The sequence below is a fragment of the Prochlorococcus sp. MIT 1011 genome (assembly GCF_047305235.1).
GTDB lineage: Bacteria > Cyanobacteriota > Cyanobacteriia > PCC-6307 > Cyanobiaceae > Prochlorococcus_B.
On record NZ_CP138983.1, the window covers coordinates 1642268 to 1667218 of the forward strand.

General features: G+C 36.0%; 26 protein-coding genes. 17 read left to right on the forward strand and 9 right to left on the reverse strand.

Translation table 11 applies throughout. The features are described from left to right. Positions 1 to 66: 66 nt before the first annotated feature. From secE to SIB75_RS09850, 9 genes are all read left to right on the forward strand, one after another. Positions 67 to 309: a preprotein translocase subunit SecE gene (gene secE / locus SIB75_RS09810; RefSeq protein WP_413683123.1), complete on the forward strand. Its 243-nt coding sequence runs from the start codon at positions 67 to 69 to the stop codon at positions 307 to 309. Positions 310 to 410: 101 nt separating this feature from the next. After that, the gene (gene nusG / locus SIB75_RS09815) at positions 411 to 1019 is read left to right on the forward strand and encodes a transcription termination/antitermination protein NusG (protein ID WP_413684853.1); all 609 of its coding nucleotides are present in this window, start codon (positions 411 to 413) and stop codon (positions 1017 to 1019) included. Between the two features lie 103 nt (positions 1020 to 1122). Beyond that, the gene (gene rplK, locus SIB75_RS09820; protein WP_413683124.1) at positions 1123 to 1548 is read left to right on the forward strand and encodes a 50S ribosomal protein L11; all 426 of its coding nucleotides are present in this window, start codon (positions 1123 to 1125) and stop codon (positions 1546 to 1548) included. 70 nt (positions 1549 to 1618) lie between these two features. Beyond that, positions 1619 to 2326: a 50S ribosomal protein L1 gene (gene rplA, locus SIB75_RS09825; protein ID WP_413683125.1), complete on the forward strand. Its 708-nt coding sequence runs from the start codon at positions 1619 to 1621 to the stop codon at positions 2324 to 2326. Between the two features lie 223 nt (positions 2327 to 2549). Next, the gene (gene rplJ / locus SIB75_RS09830) at positions 2550 to 3077 is read left to right on the forward strand and encodes a 50S ribosomal protein L10 (protein ID WP_413389706.1); all 528 of its coding nucleotides are present in this window, start codon (positions 2550 to 2552) and stop codon (positions 3075 to 3077) included. Positions 3078 to 3128: 51 nt separating this feature from the next. Continuing rightward, the gene (rplL, locus tag SIB75_RS09835) at positions 3129 to 3524 is read left to right on the forward strand and encodes a 50S ribosomal protein L7/L12 (protein ID WP_413683126.1); all 396 of its coding nucleotides are present in this window, start codon (positions 3129 to 3131) and stop codon (positions 3522 to 3524) included. 67 nt (positions 3525 to 3591) lie between these two features. Beyond that, the gene (gene rnhA / locus SIB75_RS09840; protein ID WP_413683127.1) at positions 3592 to 4074 is read left to right on the forward strand and encodes a ribonuclease HI; all 483 of its coding nucleotides are present in this window, start codon (positions 3592 to 3594) and stop codon (positions 4072 to 4074) included. Further along, entirely contained in the window at positions 4064 to 5221 is a 1158-nt protein-coding gene (locus tag SIB75_RS09845; RefSeq protein WP_413683129.1) for a quinone-dependent dihydroorotate dehydrogenase, read from the forward strand. The genes rnhA and SIB75_RS09845 overlap by 11 nt, the downstream gene beginning before the upstream one ends. A 62-nt stretch (positions 5222 to 5283) precedes the next feature. Continuing rightward, positions 5284 to 6366 (forward strand): pyridoxal phosphate-dependent aminotransferase, encoded by a 1083-nt coding sequence (locus tag SIB75_RS09850; protein WP_413683130.1) that lies wholly within the window; start codon positions 5284 to 5286, stop codon positions 6364 to 6366. Here the strand turns inward: SIB75_RS09850 and SIB75_RS09855 are convergent. Then, entirely contained in the window at positions 6359 to 7417 is a 1059-nt protein-coding gene (locus SIB75_RS09855; protein ID WP_413683131.1) for a UDP-N-acetylglucosamine--N-acetylmuramyl-(pentapeptide) pyrophosphoryl-undecaprenol N-acetylglucosamine transferase, read from the reverse strand. The genes SIB75_RS09850 and SIB75_RS09855 overlap by 8 nt on opposite strands. A 109-nt stretch (positions 7418 to 7526) precedes the next feature. Between SIB75_RS09855 and SIB75_RS09860 the strand changes: the two genes are divergently transcribed. Continuing rightward, on the forward strand, positions 7527 to 8192 hold the full coding sequence (locus SIB75_RS09860; protein WP_413683132.1) for a hypothetical protein: 666 nt from the start codon (positions 7527 to 7529) through the stop codon (positions 8190 to 8192). 38 nt (positions 8193 to 8230) lie between these two features. Here the strand turns inward: SIB75_RS09860 and SIB75_RS09865 are convergent, their stop codons facing one another. After that, positions 8231 to 9436 carry a phosphoglycerate kinase gene (locus SIB75_RS09865; RefSeq protein WP_413683134.1) on the reverse strand — a complete coding sequence of 402 codons (1206 nt, stop codon included), beginning with the start codon at positions 9434 to 9436 and terminating at the stop codon, positions 8231 to 8233. Positions 9437 to 9916: 480 nt separating this feature from the next. Between SIB75_RS09865 and ylqF the strand changes: the two genes are divergently transcribed. Beyond that, entirely contained in the window at positions 9917 to 10780 is an 864-nt protein-coding gene (gene ylqF / locus SIB75_RS09870; RefSeq protein ID WP_413683135.1) for a ribosome biogenesis GTPase YlqF, read from the forward strand. Continuing rightward, complete coding sequence (locus tag SIB75_RS09875) at positions 10780 to 11772, forward strand: RluA family pseudouridine synthase (protein ID WP_413683137.1); 993 nt, start codon at positions 10780 to 10782, stop codon at positions 11770 to 11772. The genes ylqF and SIB75_RS09875 overlap by 1 nt, the downstream gene beginning before the upstream one ends. On the opposite strand, the gene SIB75_RS09880 is transcribed toward SIB75_RS09875, so the two are convergent. After that, on the reverse strand, positions 11744 to 13348 hold the full coding sequence (locus SIB75_RS09880; RefSeq protein ID WP_413683138.1) for an ABC transporter ATP-binding protein: 1605 nt from the start codon (positions 13346 to 13348) through the stop codon (positions 11744 to 11746). The genes SIB75_RS09875 and SIB75_RS09880 overlap by 29 nt on opposite strands. A 55-nt stretch (positions 13349 to 13403) precedes the next feature. On the opposite strand from SIB75_RS09880, the gene SIB75_RS09885 reads away from it, so the two are divergent. Beyond that, the gene (locus SIB75_RS09885) at positions 13404 to 15740 is read left to right on the forward strand and encodes a RelA/SpoT family protein (RefSeq protein ID WP_413683140.1); all 2337 of its coding nucleotides are present in this window, start codon (positions 13404 to 13406) and stop codon (positions 15738 to 15740) included. 60 nt (positions 15741 to 15800) lie between these two features. Here the strand turns inward: SIB75_RS09885 and SIB75_RS09890 are convergent, their stop codons facing one another. Then, positions 15801 to 16256, reverse strand: a complete 456-nt coding sequence (locus SIB75_RS09890) for a DUF2062 domain-containing protein (RefSeq protein WP_413684855.1) — start codon at positions 16254 to 16256, stop codon at positions 15801 to 15803. Positions 16257 to 16329: 73 nt separating this feature from the next. On the opposite strand from SIB75_RS09890, the gene mnmE reads away from it, so the two are divergent. The 4 genes from mnmE (at position 16330) to SIB75_RS09910 (ending at position 21900) form a co-directional block, all read left to right on the forward strand. Continuing rightward, on the forward strand, positions 16330 to 17724 hold the full coding sequence (gene mnmE / locus SIB75_RS09895; protein ID WP_413683142.1) for a tRNA uridine-5-carboxymethylaminomethyl(34) synthesis GTPase MnmE: 1395 nt from the start codon (positions 16330 to 16332) through the stop codon (positions 17722 to 17724). Between the two features lie 306 nt (positions 17725 to 18030). Beyond that, entirely contained in the window at positions 18031 to 18894 is an 864-nt protein-coding gene (nadC, locus tag SIB75_RS09900) for a carboxylating nicotinate-nucleotide diphosphorylase (protein ID WP_413683144.1), read from the forward strand. A gap of 67 nt (positions 18895 to 18961) precedes the next feature. After that, positions 18962 to 20785, forward strand: a complete 1824-nt coding sequence (gene argS / locus SIB75_RS09905) for an arginine--tRNA ligase (RefSeq protein ID WP_413683146.1) — start codon at positions 18962 to 18964, stop codon at positions 20783 to 20785. Beyond that, positions 20785 to 21900, forward strand: a complete 1116-nt coding sequence (locus SIB75_RS09910; RefSeq protein ID WP_413683147.1) for a pyridoxal phosphate-dependent aminotransferase — start codon at positions 20785 to 20787, stop codon at positions 21898 to 21900. Before argS ends, SIB75_RS09910 begins: the two co-directional genes overlap by 1 nt. A gap of 39 nt (positions 21901 to 21939) precedes the next feature. Here SIB75_RS09910 and SIB75_RS09915 read toward each other — a convergent pair whose 3' ends face one another. The 5 genes from SIB75_RS09915 to prfB all read right to left on the reverse strand — a co-directional run bounded on the left by SIB75_RS09915 (position 21940) and on the right by prfB (position 24945). Continuing rightward, a complete protein-coding gene (locus SIB75_RS09915) occupies positions 21940 to 22536 on the reverse strand; it encodes an anthranilate synthase component II (protein WP_413683148.1) in 597 nt (198 codons plus the stop codon). A 13-nt stretch (positions 22537 to 22549) separates the two neighbouring features. Then, positions 22550 to 23008: a diacylglycerol kinase family protein gene (locus SIB75_RS09920; protein WP_413683150.1), complete on the reverse strand. Its 459-nt coding sequence runs from the start codon at positions 23006 to 23008 to the stop codon at positions 22550 to 22552. Positions 23009 to 23078: 70 nt separating this feature from the next. After that, the gene (gene ybeY / locus SIB75_RS09925; RefSeq protein WP_413683152.1) at positions 23079 to 23627 is read right to left on the reverse strand and encodes an rRNA maturation RNase YbeY; all 549 of its coding nucleotides are present in this window, start codon (positions 23625 to 23627) and stop codon (positions 23079 to 23081) included. A gap of 4 nt (positions 23628 to 23631) precedes the next feature. Next, positions 23632 to 23823: a DUF3285 domain-containing protein gene (locus tag SIB75_RS09930; protein ID WP_413683155.1), complete on the reverse strand. Its 192-nt coding sequence runs from the start codon at positions 23821 to 23823 to the stop codon at positions 23632 to 23634. A gap of 11 nt (positions 23824 to 23834) precedes the next feature. After that, positions 23835 to 24945, reverse strand: a protein-coding gene (gene prfB / locus SIB75_RS09935) for a peptide chain release factor 2 (protein ID WP_413684857.1) whose coding sequence is annotated in 2 segments (ribosomal slippage) — positions 23835 to 24869 and positions 24871 to 24945 — 1110 coding nt in all. Because the reading frame shifts where the segments join, the coding sequence is not laid out codon by codon here. Positions 24946 to 24951: the final 6 nt, after the last annotated feature.

A 24951-nucleotide genomic window follows, 5' to 3' on the forward strand; every position in this document is an offset into this window, starting at 1 on the left:
AAACATAAGTTAGTCTAGGTTTATAGCCATTATTTTTAAAAGCCCCCTCCTTTTAATCTTCCCAAATTGACAAGTCCAACCTCTCAAGAGGATCAAGAAAAGGTAATTCCTGCAAAACAGGAAAAGACTGCCTTAAAAAAAAGTTTTTTATCCTCTACAATTGATGAAATGAAACTTGTTGTATGGCCTTCACGCCAACAACTTTTCAGCGAATCTGTTGCTGTGATTTTAATGGTCACTTTATCAGCAGTATCTATTGCTGCTGTAAGCCGTTTTTATGGATGGGCCTCTACTCAGATATTCCGCTGAGTTCATTAATCTAAATTTTAAACCTCTAACAATTTTTTCCAGTGTCAGATATTGAAACCACCCCTACTAAAGATTCACAAATTATTAATAAATCAGAGACAATTGAAGATAATCAATCACATTTTGCAAACCAAGCAATAAAAACAAATATTGCACGTTGGTACGCTATTCAAGTTGCCTCCAGCTGCGAAAAGAAGGTAAAAGCGACACTTGAACAAAGGGCTATTACTCTTGGTGTTAGTGACAGAATCATAGAGATAGAAATCCCTCAAACACCTGCAATCAAGCTAAAAAAAGATGGTAGTAGGCAGACCACAGAAGAAAAGGTGTTCCCTGGATATGTGTTGGTTCGTATGGTTTTAGATGAAGACACAATGATGGCAGTAAGAAGTACTCCCAATGTAATTAATTTTGTTGGTGCAGAAGACCGAAGAGCTACTGGTAAAGCAAGAGGGCATATAAAACCTCGCCCTCTTAGCAGACAAGAGGTTAATAGAATTTTCAAACGCGCAGCTGAGAAGAAAACTGTTGTCAAGTTGGATGTAGAAGAAGGCGATCAGATTGTTGTAACTTCAGGTCCTTTTAAAGATTTCCAAGGAGAAGTAATCGAAGTTTCAGGAGAAAGAAACAAACTTAAGGCGCTTTTATCAATTTTCGGAAGAGAAACTCCTGTAGAACTTGAATTTTCTCAAATAAGCAAACAAAATTGATTTTTTAATTTCCCTTTGCTGTCTGGTCAGTCTAGGAGTTAAGTTTATTAGATAATTTATCTGATTATTTTCAGATTTACCGTATTAGTTCAATTTTCAGCCGATGGCAAAGAAAGTAGTAGCCCTGATCAAGTTGGCCTTACAGGCTGGCAAAGCCAACCCAGCCCCTCCCGTTGGACCTGCGCTAGGTCAACATGGGGTGAACATAATGGCGTTTTGTAAAGAATACAATTCGCGCACCCAAGACAAAGCTGGCTTTGTTATTCCTGTAGAAATATCCGTTTTCGAAGATAGAAGTTTTACTTTCATAACAAAAACTCCTCCTGCTTCTGTTTTGATAACTAAAGCAGCAGGTATTGCAAAAGGGTCAGGAGAGTCAGCGAAAGGAGATGCTGGTTCGATTAGCAAAAGTCAACTTGAAGAAATTGCCAAGACAAAACTTCCAGATCTCAACTGCAGCAACATCGAATCAGCGATGAAAGTTATTGAGGGAACTGCCAAAAATATGGGGGTTTCCATAAAGGACTAATTAAATCGTAAAATCATCAAACGTTCTCTTTAAAGGGGGAGACTAAAAGTCGAATGGACCCCAATTTATTATGAAAAACTTTTCTAAACGAATGACAACGTTACTTTCCAAAGTGGAAGAGCGTTCATATTCTCCAATTGAAGCCATAAAGCTAGTCAAGGAGAATGCAAATGCAAAATTCGATGAGACTATTGAAGCTCATATAAGGCTAGGTATTGACCCAAAATATACTGATCAACAACTCAGGACGACAGTTGCCCTACCAAGTGGTACTGGCCAGAAAATACGAATAGCAGTAGTTACGCGTGGTGAAAAAGTATCTGAAGCGACTAAAGCAGGCGCAGATTTAGCTGGAGAGGAAGATCTAGTTGATTCAATAAACAAAGGGGAAATGAACTTCGACCTGCTAATTTCTACTCCGGATATGATGCCCAAAGTGGCAAAACTTGGAAGAGTACTTGGGCCTAGAGGACTTATGCCTAATCCAAAGGCTGGGACAGTTACAACTGATTTAGCAGGGGCTATTAAAGAATTTAAAGCAGGAAAACTTGAATTTAGAGCAGATAAAGCTGGAATTGTGCATGTTCGATTTGGTAAAGCAAGTTTTTCGGAAGAAGCTCTTCTTGAAAATTTGAAGACATTGCAATTAACAATCGAAAAAAATAAACCAAGCGGAGCAAAAGGAAAATTCTGGAGAAGCTTTTTTATTACATCTACCATGGGACCATCAGTAGAAGTAGATATCAACGAATTACAAGACTTGCAGAAAGAAAAGTGACCCGCATTGTTGTAAATTAAGTGAGTGGCATAACCACAAGGGCATGCGCCCAGCCAAAGACAGCAGGTCTGAAGCTATTAAACTTTTGTTTTAATAGAATCTATAAATCCCGCCGAGGCATACGCAGGGTTTTATCTTTTTGGATTGAATCGTTAGCGGCCTCGATTCCTCAAGAGGAATATGGCCGCATGTCCAGTTCTTCCCCCGATTCGATCCAATTATTATGGGCCGCACGCTGGAAAGCAAAAAACAGATCGTCGAAACATTAGAGGGTCTACTAGACAACTCCGAAATGGCTTTAGTTCTTGATTACAAGGGCTTATCCACAAAAGAGATGTCTGACTTGCGCTCAAGATTGCATAAAAGCGATGGCGTCTGCAAGGTCACTAAAAATACCTTAATGCGTCAAGCCATAAAAGGAAAAGATTCCTGGACTGGTTTGGAGTCATTGCTCACTGGAACTAACGCCTTTGTTTTAATCAAAGGAGATGTTGGGAGTGCTGTTAAAGCTGTACAAGCATTTCAAAAGGAAACTCAAAAGTCTGAGACTAAAGGAGGTCTTTTCGAAGGCAAACTTTTGTCTCAAGATGAGATCAAGGCGATTGCAAAACTTCCTAGCAAGGAAGCACTTATGGCACAAATTGCAGGTGCAATGAATTCCATAACAAGCAAAATCGCTATTGGTATAAATGAGGTCCCATCTGGACTTGCAAGGTCTCTTAAACAACATTCTGAGAGCGGCGAGAGCTGATACTTATGTTTAACAATTTGTTTTCTACTTACTAAGTTGCTGATTTAAACCATGTCTGCAAAAACCGATGAAATCTTAGATTCATTAAAAAGCCTATCTTTGCTTGAAGCTTCAGAGCTTGTTAAGCAAATAGAAGAGGCTTTTGGTGTATCTGCTGCCGCATCTGCTGGCGTTGTCATGGCAGCTCCTGGAGCTGCTGCTAGTGGCGATGGTGGTGATGCTGCCGAAGAAAAAACTGAATTTGAGGTAGTTTTAGAAAGCTTTGACGCTTCATCTAAAATCAAAGTCCTTAAAGAAGTTAGAAATGCCACAGGTTTAGGCCTTGGCGAAGCAAAAGCCTTAGTTGAAGCTGCTCCAAAAACAATAAAAGAAGGAGCAACGAAAGAAGATGCTGAGGCTCTAAAAAAAGCAATTGAGGCTGTTGGCGGAAAAGTAACTTTAAAATAAGTATCTTTACTGGAAAAACACCTGTTTTCTGCTTATATGAAACCGGTCTATTTAGACCGGTTTTTTTATGTCTAAAGAAGAAAAATTTGCGATTACTGCAGCAACGGATGGTGCATGTAGTGGTAATCCTGGCCCAGGCGGCTGGGGAGCATTAATTAGATTCCAAGATGGGAGTGAAGTTGAATTTGGAGGTTTCAGCCCAGAAACAACAAATAATCGTATGGAATTACAGGCTGCATTATTTGTTCTAGAAAAATTTAAAAAAATAAAATTTGCACCCTCAATAACTATTAAAACTGATAGCAAATATTTAATTGATGGGATGGAAAAATGGATGTCAAATTGGAAAAAGAAAGGCTGGAAAACTGCATCTGGCAAGCCAGTTCTGAATCAAGATCTATGGAAAGCTCTTGACAACCCTGAGCTACCAAAAATCAAACTTCAATATGTCAAAGGTCATAGTGGAGAGAGGGATAATGATAGAGTCGACGCAATTGCTGTAGCTTTTTCAAAAGGTCGAAAAATACAACTAAAAGATTTTGTCAAATAATAAAAAAAACGACTTATACAATATTCTTCTTGGCCAGCTTCTATCTCAAGATGAGGGTATTGATGCAGAAATTCTTACAAATTCAGCTCTTAATGCAATTAAATTCGCATCACTTAATAGAAATTTTCCAATAATTTCTAATATCCTTTTAAAAGCATCAAATGATTTTCAAAGAAACAGCTCGAGCTTAAGTCAAATTGTTTTTGGCTCTCACTTTAAAAACCCTATAGGGCTTGCCGCTGGCTTTGATAAGAATGGAGTAGGAGCAGGTCTTTGGAATTATTTTGGATTTGGTTTCGCCGAATTAGGAACTATTACTTGGCATCCCCAAAAAGGTAATCCAAAACCCAGACTTTTCAGAATTGCACAAGAGAAAGCTGCATTGAATCGAATGGGATTTAATAATGAAGGAGCAGAAAAATTTTTAAAAACCTTAGAAAAACAACAAATCCCTGCTCCAGGAAATAGACCTTGTGTCCTAGGAATAAATTTAGGAAAGTCAAAAATCACCCCTCTCGATGAAGCTCATAAAGACTATTCTTTATCTCTAAAACTATTAGCTCCTTTATCAGACTATGCAGTAATCAATGTTAGCTCGCCCAACACCCCAGGCCTTCGTTCATTACAAGGAACACAACAAATCAAAAAATTAATAAGAACACTTAAAGATATATCCAATTGTCCTCCTTTACTTGTAAAAATCGCGCCTGATCTTTCAAATGAAGAAATTGATGAGATATTAAGAGTTGCAATGGAAAATGGGATAGACGGAATCATTGCAATTAATACAAGTGTAAATCGGTTTGATTTGAAACACCTAAAAATCAAAACCGGAAATACTCTTGGCCAAGAGAAAGGAGGTTTGAGTGGACTACCTTTACAAAAAAGAGGACTAGAAGTTATTAGAAGGCTAAGAATTGGTACGAATAATGATTTACCTCTGATTGGCGTAGGTGGAATTAGTTCAGCAAGAGCAGCATGGGAAAGAATTGCAGCTGGGGCATCATTGGTTCAAGTTTATACTGGTTGGATATTTGAGGGACCAAATTTAGTTCCTGACATTTTAGATGGATTAACCTTGCAAATGGAAAAACACGGATTCCGAAACATTACAGAGGTCATCGGTTCAGAAGAGCCATGGAAATAAAAATAAAACAATAAATGAGTATAACTATCTTTTAAACTTAGAATAATATTATCTTAAATTTAATGAAAGTAGACTTCGATAATCATGGAGGTAATATAGAAAAAGAAGCCAGAAAATTAGGTTTATCTACAGATAATATAATCGATGCAAGTGCATCACTAGTCCCTTTCAAATTACCTAAAAAATTAAACAATTATCTTATTAATAGTATAAAGAATGGTTCTATTAGATTTTATCCAGATAGAAGTTATTTTGAATTAAAAAACGCCATTTCAGAATGGCATAATATTGATCCTTCAATGATTTTACCTGGTAATGGAGCCTCTGAATTATTTACTTGGGCCGCAAGAGATGCAAGTTTAAATGGAATAAGCTCTTTACCATCGCCTGGTTTTGGAGACTATCAAAGAGCATTAAAATGCTGGAATGCGCATTATATTTATAACACTTTACCCTTATGTTGGACTACAAGAAAACCTCAACCATTTCCAATTGAACCAAAAACCAATGTCTTATGGATTACAAATCCACACAATCCAACTGGACAATTATGGAGTCGTTCTTCAATAAAAAGATTATTAGATAATTATAAACTTATAATTTGCGATGAGGCATTTATTTCTCTTACACCCGGAGGTGAAAATCAATCAATAATAGATTTAACTAAAAGCTATAAAAACCTTATCGTGATAAGAAGTTTAACTAAGTTCCTAGGTATTGCTGGATTAAGGATTGGATACGCAGTCGCAAGCTCAGATAGATTATTAAAATGGAAAGAAATAAGAGATCCTTGGCCAGTAAATACTCTAGCTATAAATGCAACTAATTTAATCATGAAAGATTCTAAAATGCATAAAAAAAGGTTAAATAAAATCCATAGCTGGATAGAGGAAGAAGGGAAGTGGTTAAATAAAAGTTTATCAGATTTCTCTACTATTAAGCCTCTACCGTCAACTACAAACTTTCAATTAATTAAAAGTGATAGTTCAACATTAAATCTTATTGAGAATTTAAAAAAAAGAGGGGTTTTAGTTAGAGACTGTAGATCATTTATAAATCTGGGTGAAAATTGGATCAGAATAAGTCTCCAAAAAAGAAGCCAAAATATTCAAATTATTAATACATTAAAAGATTACATTAACTAATCGAAGTTATAATATCAAATATCTTATTTTCAGAATTGATGCAATTGTAATTATTCATATTTGATTTCATTTGGCTAAGAGAATTAGAATCTATCAAATTAGATATAATGTTCTTTAATATGTTTTTTTCTGGATCATGCTGATTAACTATTACAGCACCTCCATACCTAGCCATATAAGCAGCATTAAACTCTTGATGTTGATCGGTGGAATTCGGGAAAGGTATTAAAATTGAAGGTGTTTTAGTTACCATTAGTTCACAAATTGCACCAGATCCTGCTCTACTTATTGCAAGGTCAGCATGTTGAAGCAATGCAGGAATTTCATCACTGAAGTGTCTTACAACCAAATTAGGGTGGCTTTTATCTTTATCTAGATTTCTATAAAAACAATCTTTCTTACCGGTCAAGTGAACAACTCTACAACCCTGCTCAATCAAACAAGGCAAGACATTCCTTACCATCTCATTCATTTTTATTGCTCCTTGACTACCTCCCATGATCACAATCAATACCCCCTCTCCTGAAGGGACCCAACTTGGTAGAGAGTGTTCTAATAAAAATTCTGACCTTACAGGTGTTCCAGTAAAACTTGTTCTACATCTTTCTAAATACTCAGATGCTGATGGGATCCCTAAAGCCACATGATCACAAAATCTCCCCATAAGCCTAGTTACTTTGCCAGGGATAGCATTAGATTCATGCAATAAAACCGGGATGCCAGCTATTTTTGCGCCAAGAATACTAGGTGCAGATATGTAGCCACCAGTGGTGAAAATAACGTTAATTTTTTTTTGACGTAACAATATAGAGACTTGAATAGAAGCGAAGAGTAATTTACATAAATCAAACATTTTCCGAAAAATATTTCCTTGTAATCCTCCAACTTTTAACTTTATTAAATTGTATTTTTTTGGAACCAGTTCAACCTCAAGCCTATCTGGTACTCCTAGCCACTCTATTTCCCAAGAATTTGAAAGTGAATCAGCGAATGATAATGCAGGATAAATGTGCCCACCCGTTCCGCTTGCAGCAATTAAAAGGCGAGGCATAAATTAAATAACTTTATCTTTTGAGGCTAAGTTATATTGAGTAAAAAAGGTAGGCGTGAGACATTCACTGACAACCAAATTAATAGGTTTTTTATTGCTATATCCATTAGTGATCAATTCTGCTTTAAGTAAGAATATAAATAATCAGTTATTAAGCAATCAATTAGAGGAAATTCTCAACGAGAGAAATGATGATTTACTGAAAGACCTATTTTCAAAACAATCATTCAATAAATTTAATAAACAGTCTTTAGCTTTTAGGAACAAATACAAAGATTCAAAATGGTCAATTAAAACGATTAGAAATGATCCAAGTCAATCACTTCTAGATATAAAAATTAAATCTAGAAGAACAATTGGAGACCAAATTTATAATCTACATACGATACAAACCGTTAAAATAGAAACTTACAAAAACAAAATAAAAAGCTATCAAGTTATAGATGAAGAATCAATTCTTAATAGTCAAAATTCTCCATTGATTGTAAAAGTAATTTCTCCTGAGAAAGTCCGTACTGGTGAACGATATGAAATAAATTTGATCATTGAAGGACCCCTTGATAATTCATTAACTGCTAGTGGAATGATTTTACTTGAAAACAATGAGAAAATGAATATATCAAATGATTTCTTTGGGATTAAACCTAATCAATCAGGTGGGTTATTTAAATATATTCAAGCACCATTAGAACCTGGTACTCAAACTATTTCAGCTATAATTACCCATCCAGAAGGGATTTATTCAATTACAAAAAAAATAAAAGTAGGTTTATAAAACCTACTTTTAACAATTAGAAAATTTGATTGTAATTATCAAGCATCATCTAGAGCAGAAACTCCAGGAAGAACTTTACCTTCCAAAAGCTCAAGGCTTGCTCCACCCCCAGTCGAGATATGAGACATATTTTTGGCTAAACCTGCTTTCTCAACTGCTGCCACTGAATCTCCACCCCCAATAATCGTGCAGCATCCTTTAGCACTTAATTCAGCCAAAGTATTTGCTATTGCATTTGTTCCATTTGCAAATTTCTCAAATTCAAAGACACCCATCGGTCCATTCCAAATAACAGTTTTGCAATCTTTCAAAGCATTCTGAAAAAGTTCAACTGATTCTGAACCAATATCCAATCCCATCCAACCTTCGCTAATAGAGTCTACTTTTGAAATTTTACTATTTGCATCAGGAGAAAAATTATCAGCCAACACAACATCGCTTGGCAAAAGAAACTCAACTCCTTTATCTTTTGCTTTCTTCTCCAAAGCACTAGCTAATTCAAGCTTATCTTCCTCTACAAGACTATTACCAACCGATAATCCTCTAGACTTATAAAAGGTAAATATCATACCTCCACCAACAATTATCTTGTCACATTTATCAATCAAAGATTCCAAGACACCGATCTTACTACTTACTTTTGAACCCCCAACTATTGCTGCCAATGGTCTTTTAGGTTGATCTATGGCTCCTTGAAGGTACTGCAGCTCTTTTTCCATTAAATAGCCTGCAACACAAGGACTTAAGAACTTTGTAACCCCCTCAGTAGAGGCATGCGCACGGTGGGCAGCTCCAAAAGCATCGTTAACATAAACTTCTGCCAAAGAAGCTAATTCTTTGGCAAATTCAGTATCGTTTTTTTCTTCCCCAGCAATAAATCGAACATTTTCCAAAAGGACAACATCACCATTAGACATAGCATCTACTTTTGACTTAGCTTCTGCTCCTATACAACTTTCAGTTTTTACAACTGTTTTACCAAGCAATTCACTTAGTCTTTGAGCAACAGCAGTCAAACGCATTGTTTCATTAACCTTTCCTTTTGGCCTCCCAAAATGAGCAGAGAGAACAACTTTTGCACTCTTCTCAAGAAGGTCATTGATAGTTGGCAAAGCAGCACGAATTCTTGTGTCATCAGTTATTTGCCCCTCATCTCCTAGTGGGACATTAAAATCAACTCTCACTAAAACACGTTTGCCGCATAAGTCTTCAGCGCCGAGACTTGACAGGGAACGCTTAGACATAATGTATGGGATTCAGAAAGGAAACTGAGTGACCATAGCTCTTCAAAGGCACCAATTGGGTAATTACTAAGACACAGAAAAAATCTACCTAACCCCTTGAGAACCTAAGAACGAATTTTTAGATATTAAAAATTTATAGTTAAAATAATTAATTGCCCCTAAAATACCTGCAATTACAGGAAAATATAAACTTACAATTTAAAGATAGAAATCTAATTTTTTTTGAACTTACACTATGAGCAATAGTGATTCATCGGTATTTATCAAATATTGTAATTCTATCAATCTACATTTATCAATAAAATTGAACTCTCATCAGGATATTATGAATAATCCAATTATGATTATCAACTTATTTAATCTTTTCAGATAATGAGTTGAGCTTAGAATTTTAAAAAACTACACTTCCAAAATAAATCAAAAATCAACTTTTACAATTTTTAGATTAATCAATTTCAACCAAATTATTTTTAAAATTCCGTGAACAAGCAACTTATACAGTGGTATCCAGGGCACATTGCTAAAGCCGAAAAACAATTAAAAGAAAATCTGAATAAAGTTGATCTAGTTTTCGAAGTGCGAGACGCAAGAATACCCCTTGCCACTTCTCATCCATATCTCCAAAAATGGTTAAAAGGAAAGAAGCAAATATTAGTTCTCAATAGAAAAGACATGATCAATGTCGATGCCCATAAAGCATGGGATAAAAAATTAAGATCAGAGGGAAAAGTCCCGTGGTGGTGTGATGCAAAAGCTGGAACAGGCGTTCTCCAAATAAAACAGGCCGCCATTCGCGCTGGGCAAGAATTGAATCAAAGGCGTATTGACCGAGGGATGAAAAATCGTGCAATTAGAGTGCTAACTCTTGGTTTTCCAAATGTAGGAAAATCTGCTCTCATTAACAGACTAGTTAAAAAAAAGGTTGTGTCCAGCTCTAGAAAACCTGGAGTCACGAGAAGTTTGAGATGGATAAGATTGGGACAAGATCTGGATCTGTTGGATGCTCCTGGAGTTCTACCGCCTAAATTCGAAGATCAAAATGCCGCATTAAAACTCGCTATTTGTGATGATATTGGTCAAGCCGCATACGATACGGAACAGGTAGCCATTAACTTTATGAAACTTCTTGAAACGTTAGAAAATTCCCAAGAAGCGGGAATCAAGTCAATGTGTCTTCAAAAAAGATACGGAGTATTTGTCAATGAAACTATTAAAGACAAATCTTCATGGCTACTTTCAGCAGCAGAACGTCACACTTCTGGAGATACTAGAAGAATGTCTCAAAGATTACTTGATGATTTTCGCAAAAATCTATTGGGCAATATCTCTCTTGAACTTCCCTAATGGATAAAGAAATCAAGCATCAATTTGGGCAGGGACCAGGTGAAATATTTGAGGGTGAATATAAGAAGCCTTTGCCTATGCGCCTTGACAGATGGCTGGTAAGTCAACGAGTTGAACAAAGTAGAGCTCATATTCAAAAATTCATTGAAGCAGGTTTCGCAAAAGTAAACGGTAAAACGGGAAAAGCTAAAACACCCGTCAGGCCAGGTGACATAATTCAACTTTGGGTCCCGCCGCCTGAGCCTCTTCCTTACTTAAAACCAGAAGAAATTGATTTAGATATCTTATATGAAGATAATCATTTAATAGTCATTAATAAAACAGCAGGAATAGCAGTGCATCCTGCGCCAGGGAACAAATCAGGAACTTTAGTCAATGGATTAATCAATCATTGTCCAGACTTACCTGGCATCGGAGGTAAATTAAGACCTGGAATAGTTCATCGCTTAGATAAAGACACAACTGGATGCATCGTCGTAGCAAAGACTCAAGAAGCCTTAGTTAAACTACAAATTCAAATACAAAAAAGAGTAGCCTCAAGAAATTATATGGCTGTTGTCCATGGTGCTGTTAAAGACAATGAAGGCATGATTGTCGGGTGTATTGGCCGCCATCCAAAAGATAGAAAAAAATATGCTGTGGTTGATGAGGACTCTGGTAGATATGCTTGTACACATTGGAAATTAATTGAAAATCTAGGAAGTTTTTCTCTACTTAAATTCAAACTTGATACAGGTAGAACGCATCAAATTCGTGTTCATAGTGCACATATTGGTCACCCTATTATTGGAGACCAAACTTACAGTAGGTGCAAAAAATTGCCTATTAAACTTAGTGGCCAAGCATTACATGCAATTGAATTGGGTTTAATACACCCAATAACATTAGAGAAAATGAAATTCACAGCTCCATTGCCAAAAGATTTTGAACGACTTTTAAAAGTATTACAACCTAAAAATAATATTATTTCGGAAGTCTTGGACATGCCTTAACCATCTTTTTTGTTAAGTATTTTTGAGGATTATTTAACAAATTCTTACCAGAATTCTCTTCGATAATTTTTCCCTTATCAAACACTAATACTCTGTGACAAAAGCCTGCCGCAACTGACAAGTCATGAGTTATGAATAGCATGGACAGTTTTAATCTTTCTTGCAGCGAGCGTAGCAACTCCAAAACTTCTGCTTGAATTTCTGCATCTAACATACTGACACTTTCATCACAGATAAGTATTTTGGGAGCAACTGCAAGTGCTCTTGCGATAACAACTCTTTGCTGTTGTCCTCCTGAAAGTTGTGTAGGTAAGCGTTGTTCATACATTGCTGTGGGCGTTAAACCTACTAGTTGTAAAAGATTACGAGCTTTTTCTCTAGCTTGAGATCTACTTGACAATTTATGGATAAGGATTGGATCTATAATTGCATCCATTACTGACATCTTAGGATTCAAAGAAGCTGAAGGATCTTGAAAAATAATTTGAATATACTTACGTAATTGTTTTAAAGATTTCCTATTGATAGTTGAAATATTCTCTCCAAGGAAAAAAACACTTCCACCTCTCGTAGGCAATAAACCAGTCAACGCTCTACATAGAGTACTCTTACCACATCCTGATGGGCCTACGATACCAAGAGTTTCGCCTTCATACAGAGAAAAGGTAACTTCATTAACAGCTTTCAACCAAAAAGAATTTAAGGGCCAAAAGCCTAAATTATGCCAGCAACGTAATCTATTCACTCTCAATAATACAGTACTTTTATTAATTATTTCTCTCTCAGAACCCTCTAAAATTCTTCCTGAATTAACTAATCTTTGAGCAATATCAGTTTTTGGATTACCAACAATATCTTTAATATTACCAGATTCCACTATTTGCCCATAATCAAGTATTGCAATTTTATTACACCATTTATATACCATAGATAAATCATGACTAATTAATAGTAAAGCAGTCCCAATCTCATCACAAAGTAAACTCAATTCGCTCATGATCTGATCAGCAACTATTGTATCCAAGCTAGTTGTAGGTTCATCAGCAATTATCAAAGGAGGTCTTAAACAAATTGCCAAAGCTATTGCTACACGTTGTCGCATCCCTCCACTAAATTCATGTGGAAAAGAATTAAATCTTAAAGGATCTATTCCAACTTTTTCTAATAAGTTTTTAGCTTTTGTTACTAAGTTGTAAATTGGTTCAGAGTTGTAATGAGCTTTAAAAGTATCAACCAAATGATCACCAACAGTCATCAAAGGATTTAAACGTGACATTGGATCTTGAAATATCAATCCAACCTCTTTCCCTCGAATAGCTTGTAAAGCAACCTTGTCTAGATCTAATACATTTTTTCCATTTAGAAGAATCTCACCATCACAAAAACATCCTTTAGGAAGAAGCTGCATTACAGCCTTAGCAACAGTACTTTTACCACATCCAGAACTACCAACTAATGCAAGCCTATCGCCACGATTAATATTCAGATTTAAGCCTCTCAACACGGAAGTTGTACTATTTGGATAGATAGCATTTAGTTTATTTATCTTTAGAACTTCTTTTGATGAATTATTCATAAAAAGGTAGCAAGAAATGTTGAGTTTGAATAAAATAAATTAAGCTCCGGTGCTGATGCCTAAAGTCACCTCTGCACACAATTCAAACCAGACACATAACGTCTGTGATGATTTTTTTGATGGCCAACCGGCACTTAGAACTCATCAGATCAAAAATATTGATGATTATGAAATTATTTTGCCAGAGTGGTTAAAAAATTGCATTGAAAATATTCCGCCGGGGATAGGAGCAAGTTGCCCAAGAGATTCTGAAGCACTTTTAGTTGCCGCTTTTGATCTTGCATTTCAATTGCATAAAGGGCAATACAGAAAAAGTGGTGAACCTTACATAACACATCCAGTTGCAGTAGCTGACTTACTAAGAGAGATAGGTGCAAGCGCTAGTGTGATTGCAGCAGGTTTTTTACATGACGTCGTCGAAGATACAGAAATAACACCAGAACAACTTGAGGGTTATTTTGGCAATGAAGTTAGATATCTAGTTGAAGGTGTTACTAAATTAGGCGGAATTCATTTTAATAATCGAACAGAAGCTCAAGCAGAAAACCTCCGTAAAATGTTTCTAGCTATGGCTAGCGATATTCGTGTTGTACTTGTGAAGCTTGCAGATAGGCTTCACAATATGAGAACTATTAGTTTCTTAGAGAAAGAGAAGCAAACTCGAATAGCAAAAGAAACGAGAGAAATTTATGCTCCACTCGCAAACCGTTTAGGAATAGGACGCTTCAAATGGGAACTAGAGGACCTAGCATTTAAACTTTTAGAGCCAGATCCCTTTAGAGAAATCCAACAACAAATAGCTAGTAAACGTAGTGAAAGAGAAGAGAGATTAAATATAACTGTTCAATTGCTAAGAGATCGCTTGAACTCAGCAGGGCTTAGCCAATGCGAAGTTAGTGGAAGACCAAAGCATTTATACGGAATATGGAGCAAAATGCAAAGACAACAAAAAGAATTCCATGAAATTTTTGATGTTGCTGCTCTTAGAATTCTTGTCTCAGATGTCGAGACATGCTATCGAGCTCTTGCTGTTGTCCATGACACATTCAGGCCTATACCTGGTCGATTTAAAGACTATATAGGCCTCCCAAAACCAAATGGCTACCAATCTCTACATACAGCCGTAATAGGTAGCCATAGGCCTATTGAGGTGCAAATCAGAACTCCTGAAATGCATAGAGTTTCAGAATTTGGAATCGCAGCTCACTGGAAGTATAAAGAGGGAGGATCTCCTGCTAATCCGGATTCGGAAAAATTCAATTGGTTACGCCAATTAGTTGAATGGCAGCAAGAAGATGGGGTTAATGATCACAATGACTATCTTGCATCAATAAAAGAGGACTTATTTGATGAAGAAGTATTTGTTTTTACTCCAAAAGGAGATGTTTTGGGACTAAGAAATGGTTCAACAGCAATCGATTTTGCTTATCGTATTCACTCTGAAGTAGGGAATCATTGCAATGGTGCAAGAATTAATGATCGTCTTTGTGTGCTATCAACACCTCTTGAAAATGGGGATTTCGTTGAGATCCTCACTCATAAGAGCTCTCATCCAAGCTTAGATTGGTTAAATTATGTAGCCACACCCACAGCTAGAAATCGCATTAGACAATGGTATAAAAAAAGTCATCGTCAAGAAACAATATTAAGAGGGAAGGAACTACTAGAACAAGAGTTTGGTCGTAAAGGATTTGATAATTTACTAAAAGGTGAAGCAATAACAAAAGTTACCGAGAGATGTCATCTAAAGTCTACGGAAGATTTATTAGCTTCACTTGGATTTGGAGCATTAACCCTACATCAAGTAATTAATAAATTTAAAGAAGAGATAAAAATACAAAACCAGCCACCCGAGGCTGAATTAAGCGATATTGAGCTAGCGAGCCAAATTGGGTCACAAGCAAATCCAGCTTCAAATAAATCAAAAATATCTAAAACAAAATATTCGCCAATAGCCGGTTTAGAAGGGCTTGACTATCGACTAGGGGGGTGTTGCAGCCCTTTACCAGGAGAATCAATAGTTGGGACAGTTGCACTTGGTAATCATGGGATCACGATACATCGAACTAATTGTGTCAATATACAATCAGTACCTAACAATCGAAGATTATCGGTTAAGTGGAATAGCAATACACATATCAAAGAAGAGAAATTTCCTATTCAATTAAGAATTGAAGTTATTGATAGGGTCGGAGTGCTTAAAGATATATTAATGAGACTTTCTGATAGAAGTATTAATGTAATCGATGCAAGAGTTAAGACATCTCATGGCAAACCTGCATGTATAGACCTTAGAGTTGAACTTGAAAGTGTTAATCAATTAGAAATTACTATCAATCAAATACGTTCAATGGTTGATGTCTTAGATATCGCCAGAACAGGAATTAATTAGCATTTCAAATCATCCGAAAGACTATTGAAAACAAATAAATAATATATAATGTCTAAAAATTTAAATTTTATTAGAAAGTTTTTTGAGTAAAAAATATAAACCAAGCCCACCAACTACTCCAGTCAGTAGCCCCATACATATCGAGCCTAATATCAGTCGAGAACTCAAATACCAACCTTGATACCACAACTCATTGGTAGTTATATGGCTAAAATCTACAATTATTTTGTCTTTATTAAGCATTAAAGAACCTAGTCTATAATTAAAATAATAAAGAGGCACATAAGTAAATGGGTTGCTAATCCAGGTTCCAACAGCCGCTAAAATACTATTTCCTTTTAAGATTTTTGCTAAAAACACACCCATCAAGGTTTGCAAACCAAAGAATGGAAAGCAACCACTAAATATCCCCACGCCAAACCCTAACGCTCTCTTAGAAGGAGAACCTTCCTGATTCCAGAGCCAAGAGATAAAATTACGAATTCTTTGTATTAGATTTAGAAAGATTTTTTTCATATTTTTAAAAAAATCTTGGTCCAAAAAAGAAACCTAGATTTGATCTTAGTGAAGATTGCGTGATTATTGATTAATGAATTCGTTTTCCCCTACTGAAGATACTATTGCTGCAATTGCGACGGCCGTTTCACCCGGCCAAGGAAGCGTCGCTGTCATTAGGATTTCTGGCTCCTCAGCAATTGAGATAACTAAAGCTATTGTTCATATTCCAGGAACGCATGATTGGAGCACTCACACAGTGCTTTACGGATATGTAACCGAAGCAGATCAAACAATGTATATCGATGAAGTATTAATATTAATAATGAAAGGGCCACGAAGCTTCACGGGTGAGGATGTAGTAGAAATACATTGCCATGGTGGAATCATTGCAGTCCAAAAGATCCTTGAAAGAATACTGGATATCCCAAGCGTTCGAAGAGCAGAACCAGGTGAGTTTAGTCAAAGAGCAGTGCTTAATGGTCGCATTAGCCTTACTCAAGCAGAATCAATTAGTGAACTGGTGTCAGCAAGAAGTCGAAAAGCAGCAGAACTCGCGATTAATGGAATTGAAGGAAATATTCAAACTACGATTCAATCAATCAGGCAACGATTGATTGAGCAACTAACGGAAATTGAAGCAAGAATAGATTTTGAAGAAGATCTTCCAATCCTAGATGAACAACATGTAAAGAATGAAATCATCGCAATCAAAAAAGAAATCAACGACCTAATAGATAATGCAAAAAGAGGATCTTGGGTTCGCTCTGGCTTAAAAGTTGCACTAACTGGGAAGCCTAATGTAGGGAAAAGCTCCTTATTGAATAGGCTTTCCAAACAAGAAAAAGCCATTGTGACTGACCTACCTGGAACTACTAGAGATCTTTTGGAAAGTGAGATTGTCTTAGAGGGAATACCAGTAACTTTTATTGATACAGCAGGTCTAAGAGAGACTAAAAATATCATCGAAAAAATTGGTATTTCTAGAACAAAAAAAACTTTAATTCAAGCTGACCTCATCATATTAATCTTTGATTATTCAAACGGATGGACTAGTGAAGATGAATCAATACTAAAACAATTACCCGTTAATATTCCACTCTTGATTGTTGGAAATAAATCTGATTTAAAGAGTAATCAATCTTTTAAAAAAGTTCCAAAAAATATATTAGAAAAAGAAAATCTAGTTATTATAAGTGCAAAAACTGGAAATGGAGAAGAAAATCTAATTAATTACCTCTTAAAGAAATGTGGTTCTTCTCAAACCCATGGATTGGATATTGCTCTAAATGAAAGACAACTTGATCTAGCAAAATCAACAATGGAATCATTGGAAAATATTAATAAAGTTTTCGATGAAAATCTTCCATGGGATTTCTGGACCATAGACTTAAGACAAGCTATTAATTATTTAGGAGAGCTAACAGGTGAAGATTTAACAGAAAACTTACTTGATAATATATTTTCAAAATTCTGTATTGGTAAATAATCAAGCAATTTCTATCTACTAATTATTGTCGATTGTAAAAATATAATATAAGTAATAGCAAACTCCTCCAATCAATAATGCAACCATAATATTTACACTATGAACAACGTCCACTTGATCCAAAGAGCAAAGATTAAGTTAATTAAAGCATATGGTTAACATATAACAAAGAAAAAATATTAAAAAGTTTCTATTTTCTTAAAAATATTTAAAACAAAATTAGCTTAAGAAATTTAAAAAATAGAAAAAAATATTTTTTATAAATGGTTTTAGCATTGGTATAGTAATAAATGTATTTATTGTATTGTGGATCTTCGCTCACCAAAGCTACATAAAATATTAGACACCTGGATTGAGGAAGATCTCGGTGATGGAGATCTCACAAGATTTGTCCTCAACGACAGAAGTGCATCAGCTCACTGGGTTGCAAAAGAGGATGGAACTTTTTGTGGTGGAGATCTAGTCAAACTAATTTTTAGAAAGATTGATCCACAAGTTAATATTCAACTGCTAATAAAGGATGGTCAGAAGTTTGAAAAGAATCAAAGACTCCTAGAATTAAAGGGGTCATCCTCTTCCTTAGTAGCAGGTGAGCGAGTAACTTTAAATGTAGCCATGCATCTTTCTGGTATTGCTACATCTACAGCTTTACTGGTAACTAAACTATCAGGATCCAATGTGAAGTTAGCAGACACCCGTAAAACCACTCCAGGCCTAAGAATATTCGAAAAATATGCTTTCCATTGTGGTGGTGGAGTCAATCATAGACTTGGATTAGATGATGCTGCCATGTTGAAAGAGAATCATATTGAGTGGTCTCAGGGGATTAGCGAGAGTATCAAAATTTTAAGAAATACTATTCCATGGACAAAAAAAATAATTGTCGAAGCAGAAACTCCCACCCAAGCAAAAGAAGCTGTAGAGGCAGGCGCTGATGGTGTTTTACTTGATGAAATGTCTATTCAAACCATATCGAGATTAGTACCAGAATTACGTCAACTTTCAAAAAATATTAATTCCAAATACGTCTCACAAAATATTGTGATTGAAGTTTCTGGAATCAACGCAAATAATTTGTCAGACTATATTTTTACAGGTATTGATCTAATCTCAACTAGTGCACCAATCACTAAAAGCAAATGGATAGATTTTAGTATGCGCTTTGACTAAAAAATGAAAAACAGTTTTCTGACATTATCCAAAAAATCTTAAACGTATCTACCTAACCATAAATATCATGCTTGAAATATCCACCAGATTAGAAGAAGCCCTGAATAGAGCTTTCATTAAAGTATTCCCAAAAGAGGGTCGAAGTTCAAAAACTTCTTCAATACTCACAGGTCCTAATTTAGTCCCCGCATCCAAGCCGGAATTTGGAGATTTTCAAATAAATTGTGCTTTAGCACTCGCAAAAGAAATAAAACAACCTCCTCGTAATATTGCACAACAAATAGCTGATCAACTACAAAAAGATAATGATTTTATTAAAATATGTAATCCACCACTCATTGCAGGTCCAGGTTTTATAAACCTATCTATAAATTCAAAAACACTTATATCGGAAATCCATTTTCGTCTAAATGATAAAAGATTGGGAGTCCCTCTAAAACAATTCAATAGTGAAAAAATAGAAGATGGGAAAAGCAATAACCGCGTGATTATTGATTTTTCCAGTCCAAATATTGCTAAAGAAATGCATGTTGGGCACTTACGATCAACAATTATTGGAGACTCCTTAGCTCGGGTTCTTGAATTCTGCGGTTATGAAGTCTTACGACTCAACCATGTGGGAGATTGGGGTACACAATTTGGCATGCTCATCACTCATCTGAAAGAGGTTGTACCAGAGGCTCTACATACAAAAGATGTCGTAGAAATAAGTGATCTTGTAAATTTCTATCGTCAAGCAAAAAAAAGATTTGATGAAGATCAAATCTTTCAAAATAAATCTAGAAGTGAGGTTGTTAATTTACAAGCAGGTGATCAAAAAAGTCTAATAGCGTGGCAATTGCTCTGCAATCAATCCAGAAAAGAGTTTCAAAAGATCTACGATCGACTTGATATCAAGCTGACTGAAAGAGGTGAATCCTTTTATAATAAATTTTTAGTAGATGTTATTAATGATTTAAAAACTAAAAATTTATTAGTAAATGATCAAGGAGCTCAATGTATTTTCCTTGATGGAGTAGTAGGAAAAGACGGAAAACCTCAACCAATAATTATTCAAAAAAGTGACGGGGGTTTTAATTATGCAACCACTGATTTAGCAGCCATTAAATACAGAGTAACTACTCCCCCGCATGGAGATGGAGCATTCCGATTGATTTATGTCACAGATGCCGGGCAAGCATCACATTTCTCTGGAGTTTTTCAAATTGCAAAGCTTGCAAATTGGATTCCTACAGATTGCCAAATCGAGCATGTCCCCTTTGGTCTTGTCCAAGGAGAAGATGGTAAGAAGTTAAAAACTCGTTCTGGAGAAACAATTAAATTAGTAGATCTTCTAGATGAAGCAATTCAACGAGCAAGAGAAGATCTAAAAAATCGTCTCAACACTGAAAGTAGATCAGAGAATGAAAGTTTTATAGATAAAGTTTCTACGACTGTCGGGATTGCAGCCATCAAGTATGCGGATCTAAGTCAAAATAGAGTTTCTAATTACCAATTTAGTTTTGATAAGATGCTCTCTTTGCAGGGGAATACAGCACCATATTTACTTTATGCATTGGTACGAATAGCGGGAATATCTCGCAAAGGTGGAGATTTAAATGTATTGGATCAGAATATTCAGTTCAATGAACCACAAGAGTGGGCCTTGATTCGCAAACTATTGGAACTTGATTGTACTATCGCTGAAGTCGAAAAAGAACTGCTTCCTAATCGTCTATGCGGGTATTTATTTGAATTAAGTCAGGTCTTTAACAGATTCTATGATCAAGTTCCTATTTTAAAAGCAAGTGAACCTTTAAGAACTAGTAGACTTGCGTTATGCTCTATCACTGCAGATACACTTAAACTTGGGATGACTTTGCTAGGCATCCCCACTCTGGAAAGAATGTAATGGAAAAAACAGAAAATTCATTTATTGATCTACCAAATCCCAGGAAAGATATCGAGGATTTACAGCCATATTCAGCACCACTGGAAGGAAGACGAAATTTACTAAGACTAGACTTTAATGAAAACACTATTGGACCAAGCCCACTAGTACTTAAATCTCTCAGAGAAATAAGCAGAGATGAAATCTCTATTTATCCTGAATACTCAGGTTTAACAGAAAAAGTAGTAGAAGCTCTCACTAAACAAAATTCAAGAGTGAATATAAAATCATCTGAAATTGGTATTTTTAATGGTGTAGATGCAGCAATAAATGCTATTTTTCATGCCTATGGCGACTTTGATGATGTAATGCTAACAACATCGCCTACTTTTGGATATTACACTCCTTGCGCACAAATGCGAGGAATGAAAATCAACTCAATACCTTATGAGGGGAAAAATTTTCAATATCCATTTGATAGCATTTGCGAATTCATTACTGAAAATCATCCAAAAATTTTACTCATCTGCAACCCCAATAATCCCACTGGAACAAGGTTAAGTCCAGAAAGAATTATAGAGATCGCTAAACTTTCATCTGAAACACTAGTTGTCGTCGATGAACTTTATGAGGCGTTTACAGGTGATAGTGTTCTACCAATTATAAATTTCCAAAAGACACCTAATCTTGTTGTATTAAGATCGCTTTCTAAAACTGCTGGTTTAGCAAGTTTAAGAATTGGGTTTGCCATTGGTCATTCTACAGTAATTAATATAGTTAATAGAGTTACTGGTCCTTATGACGTCAATAGCTTTGCTGTGATTGCTGCTTTTGCAGCACTTAAAGATCAATCCTATATTGATTCGTATGTGAACGAAGTACTTGAGGCTCGTAATTGGATCAAAGATCAATTCGATAAGTACCACGTTAAGCATCATATTGATGGAGGAAACTATTTTCTACTTTGGCCAAAATCAAACCCAAAACAAGTTGAGCAAAAGTTAAAGTCATATGGCATTCTAATTAGAAATATGGATAAGAAAAAAAATTTAAAAGGATCTATAAGAGTGAGTATTGGAACAATTGAGCAGATGAAAAAATTCTGGTCAGCTTTCAAGATTGTCGATGAAGTTTAGTTTAGATTAATTTATTACGTCTGTACAACTTGAGACAATCTAGGTAGCTTGTGCTATCTCCAAGAAATTAGAGAGTAACTTATGACCAGCTTCAGTCAATACACTCTCCGGATGGAACTGTACCCCGTATATGTGCGGATAATCTTTATGAGTTATCCCCATAATCGTTTCATCTTCTAACCAGGCTATAACCTCTAAGCATTCTGGAAACCCCTCTCTCTCCGCAATTAAGCTATGGTATCTAGTTGCTACTAAGGGATTAGGCAAATCTTTGAATATTCCAGTACCACTATGCAAAACATTAGATGTTTTACCATGCATTAATTCTTTAGCCCTAATTATTTTTCCACCGAACGCTTGAGTAATAGCTTGATGACCAAGACAGACTCCAAGAGTTGGTATTTCAATTGATAACTCAGATAAAATATCCAAACAAACTCCAGATTGATTAGGATCTCCTGGTCCAGGAGATAACAAAATGGCATCAGGATTTAGCTCTTTAATCTCACTAATCGTCAGAGCATCATTACGTTCGACTCTTACTTCTGATGCAATTGGATGCTGAGAAGCCAATTCGCCCAAATATTGAACGAGGTTATAAGTGAAACTGTCATAATTGTCGATCACCAAAAACATAATTTTTAAGCCATTAAATTCCTAACTGTTTAAGTAATGGTGGTAATAATAATAAAACAGCAATCAGCACCGAGCTAATTGAAGCTAATAAAACCGCCCCAGCCGAACAATCTTTAGCGATTTGCGCGAGAGGATGAAATCGTTTCCCAATAGCCAAATCAACAACAGATTCAATCGCTGTATTCAGCAATTCAACTATTAACACACTAGTAGCTGTAAGGGCCATTATTGCTAAATCAGTTTTATTAAGGCCTAGAAAAAAGCTTAAGCCAAACGCACCTAATGTAAAACCAACATGAATCCGAAAATTCCTCTGAGTCGAGAAAGCATATCCAATTCCTTTGGCTGCATATAAAAAGCTTGCTGGAAGATCATTAGCGATCTTCCATGATGACCTTTTATTTGGTCTTGTAAGAGTTTTAGCCCTACCCCAAACTTCTCTCTCAGATTCACTAGGAGTCTTAGGAGCCATTCTTATCACTATTCATTCCTATTTAAAGAATAACAGCTAGCTATTCTAGCTAGAGTAGATTTTCTCTTCATTAACAATTTAAGTCTATAAGTTGTTCTTGAATTAAAAGCATTTTTTCAAGACTCTCTTCGTCACCATGGTCCCACCCCAAAAGGTGTAAAAGGCCATGAGTTGCCAGCCATCTAAGTTCTCGAAATAAATCAATTTTATTATCTTTGGCTTGCCTGATTGCTGTCGGGACTGAAATAACTATGTCACCCAATTCAATACATTCATTACTTACATCAAAAAATGTTTCATCAATTATGGGGAATGAAAGTACATCTGTACTTTTTGATTGCCCGAGCCAGGCCTGATTCAAATCAAGAATTTTCTTATCATTTGTTAATTCCAACCCCAGGCTAAATTGAGACGCATTTAGGACAATTTCCGGACACTTAAGTGTTGAATTTACTTGTATGAATCTAATCCAGCTTCCTATTCCCTCAATCCATTGACTTGGATTTTTCATCAACTCCAAAGACTCACTGTTCACAAAGACATCTAAATCTTGAACCGGGAAGGGTGTAAAAGAAAGATCAACATCCAATTTAGAAGAGCTAGTCGAAAAATTCTCCATAAAGTTATTGAGGGATATGAGGTTTCCCAAGAAGAGCAACTAATAAAATAAATCCAAGGAAACCCAAAGCTGTTAACCCAAAGTGAGAAAGGCTTTGACTACCTTTCCGAACCATATTTTTCATCGCAAGTTTGACAAAGCTTGGAGGTGGAGTTGCTTTCTTGGTGACGTCATCAGAAATATTTTTCTTATTCATATCTAGTTGATTTATGCTTCTTCAATATTTTGCCTTAAAAGAGACTGAATAAAAATATCTATTTCCCCATTCATGACTGAATCTACATCTGTTGTCTCTTGTTCAGTGCGTAAGTCTTTTACCATTTGGTATGGGTGAAAAACATAATTCCTAATTTGATTGCCCCACGCAGCCTCAACAATATCCCCTCGAATATCAGCAATCTCTGCAGCCCTTTGCTCAACTGCTATTACCATCAATTTTGATTTTAGTAGAGCCATTGCTTTGTCTTTATTTTGAAGCTGAGATCTTTCTTGTGTACATCGAACGGCAATACCCGTAGGCACATGAAGAATCCGAACTGCAGTCTCAACTTTATTTACATTTTGTCCTCCTGCACCACCTGAGCGACTTGTCGTGATTTCTAAATCTTTTTCAGGGATTTCAAGTTCAACCTCTTCATCAAGTTTAGGCATGACTTCAACTCCAGCAAAACTGGTTTGTCGCTTTCCATTTGCATTGAAAGGGGAAATTCTTACTAAACGATGGGTCCCTTTTTCATTTTGTAAAAAACCATATGCGTATACACCCTCTATCTCGATGGTGACACTTTTGATTCCCGCTTCCTCTCCCTCAGAAAGTTCATTAATAATTACTTTCATACCATTGTTTTCAGCCCAACGGGTGTACATCCGTAGAAGCATTTGGGCCCAATCTTGGGCATCAGTTCCGCCAGCACCAGCATTAATTGAGAGAACTGCACCCTCCTTATCATAGGTGCCACTCAAGAGACGCTCCATCTCCCAACGTTCAAGTTCTTGCTTTAATTTCTCAAGTCCATGGTGAGCCTCCGCAAGCATTTCTTCATCAGGGTCTAACTCATAAAGCTCTAACGAAAGATGTGCATCCTCAATAGCACCTCTCCATGTAATGAGTTTTTCTAACTCTGCTTTAACCTCATCAAGTTGACGCATCTGTTTTTGTGCATTTTTGGGATCGTTCCAAAATTCAGGTTGCGATGCAACTTGCTCTAAATCCTTTTTTCTAGCTAGCAATGCAGTTTCGTCAAAGACAATCCTGGGCTGCACCCAGGCGATCAGTCAATAAAGAAAGGTCTCTTTTAAAATCTGTCAGGTCTTGCAAACGAGG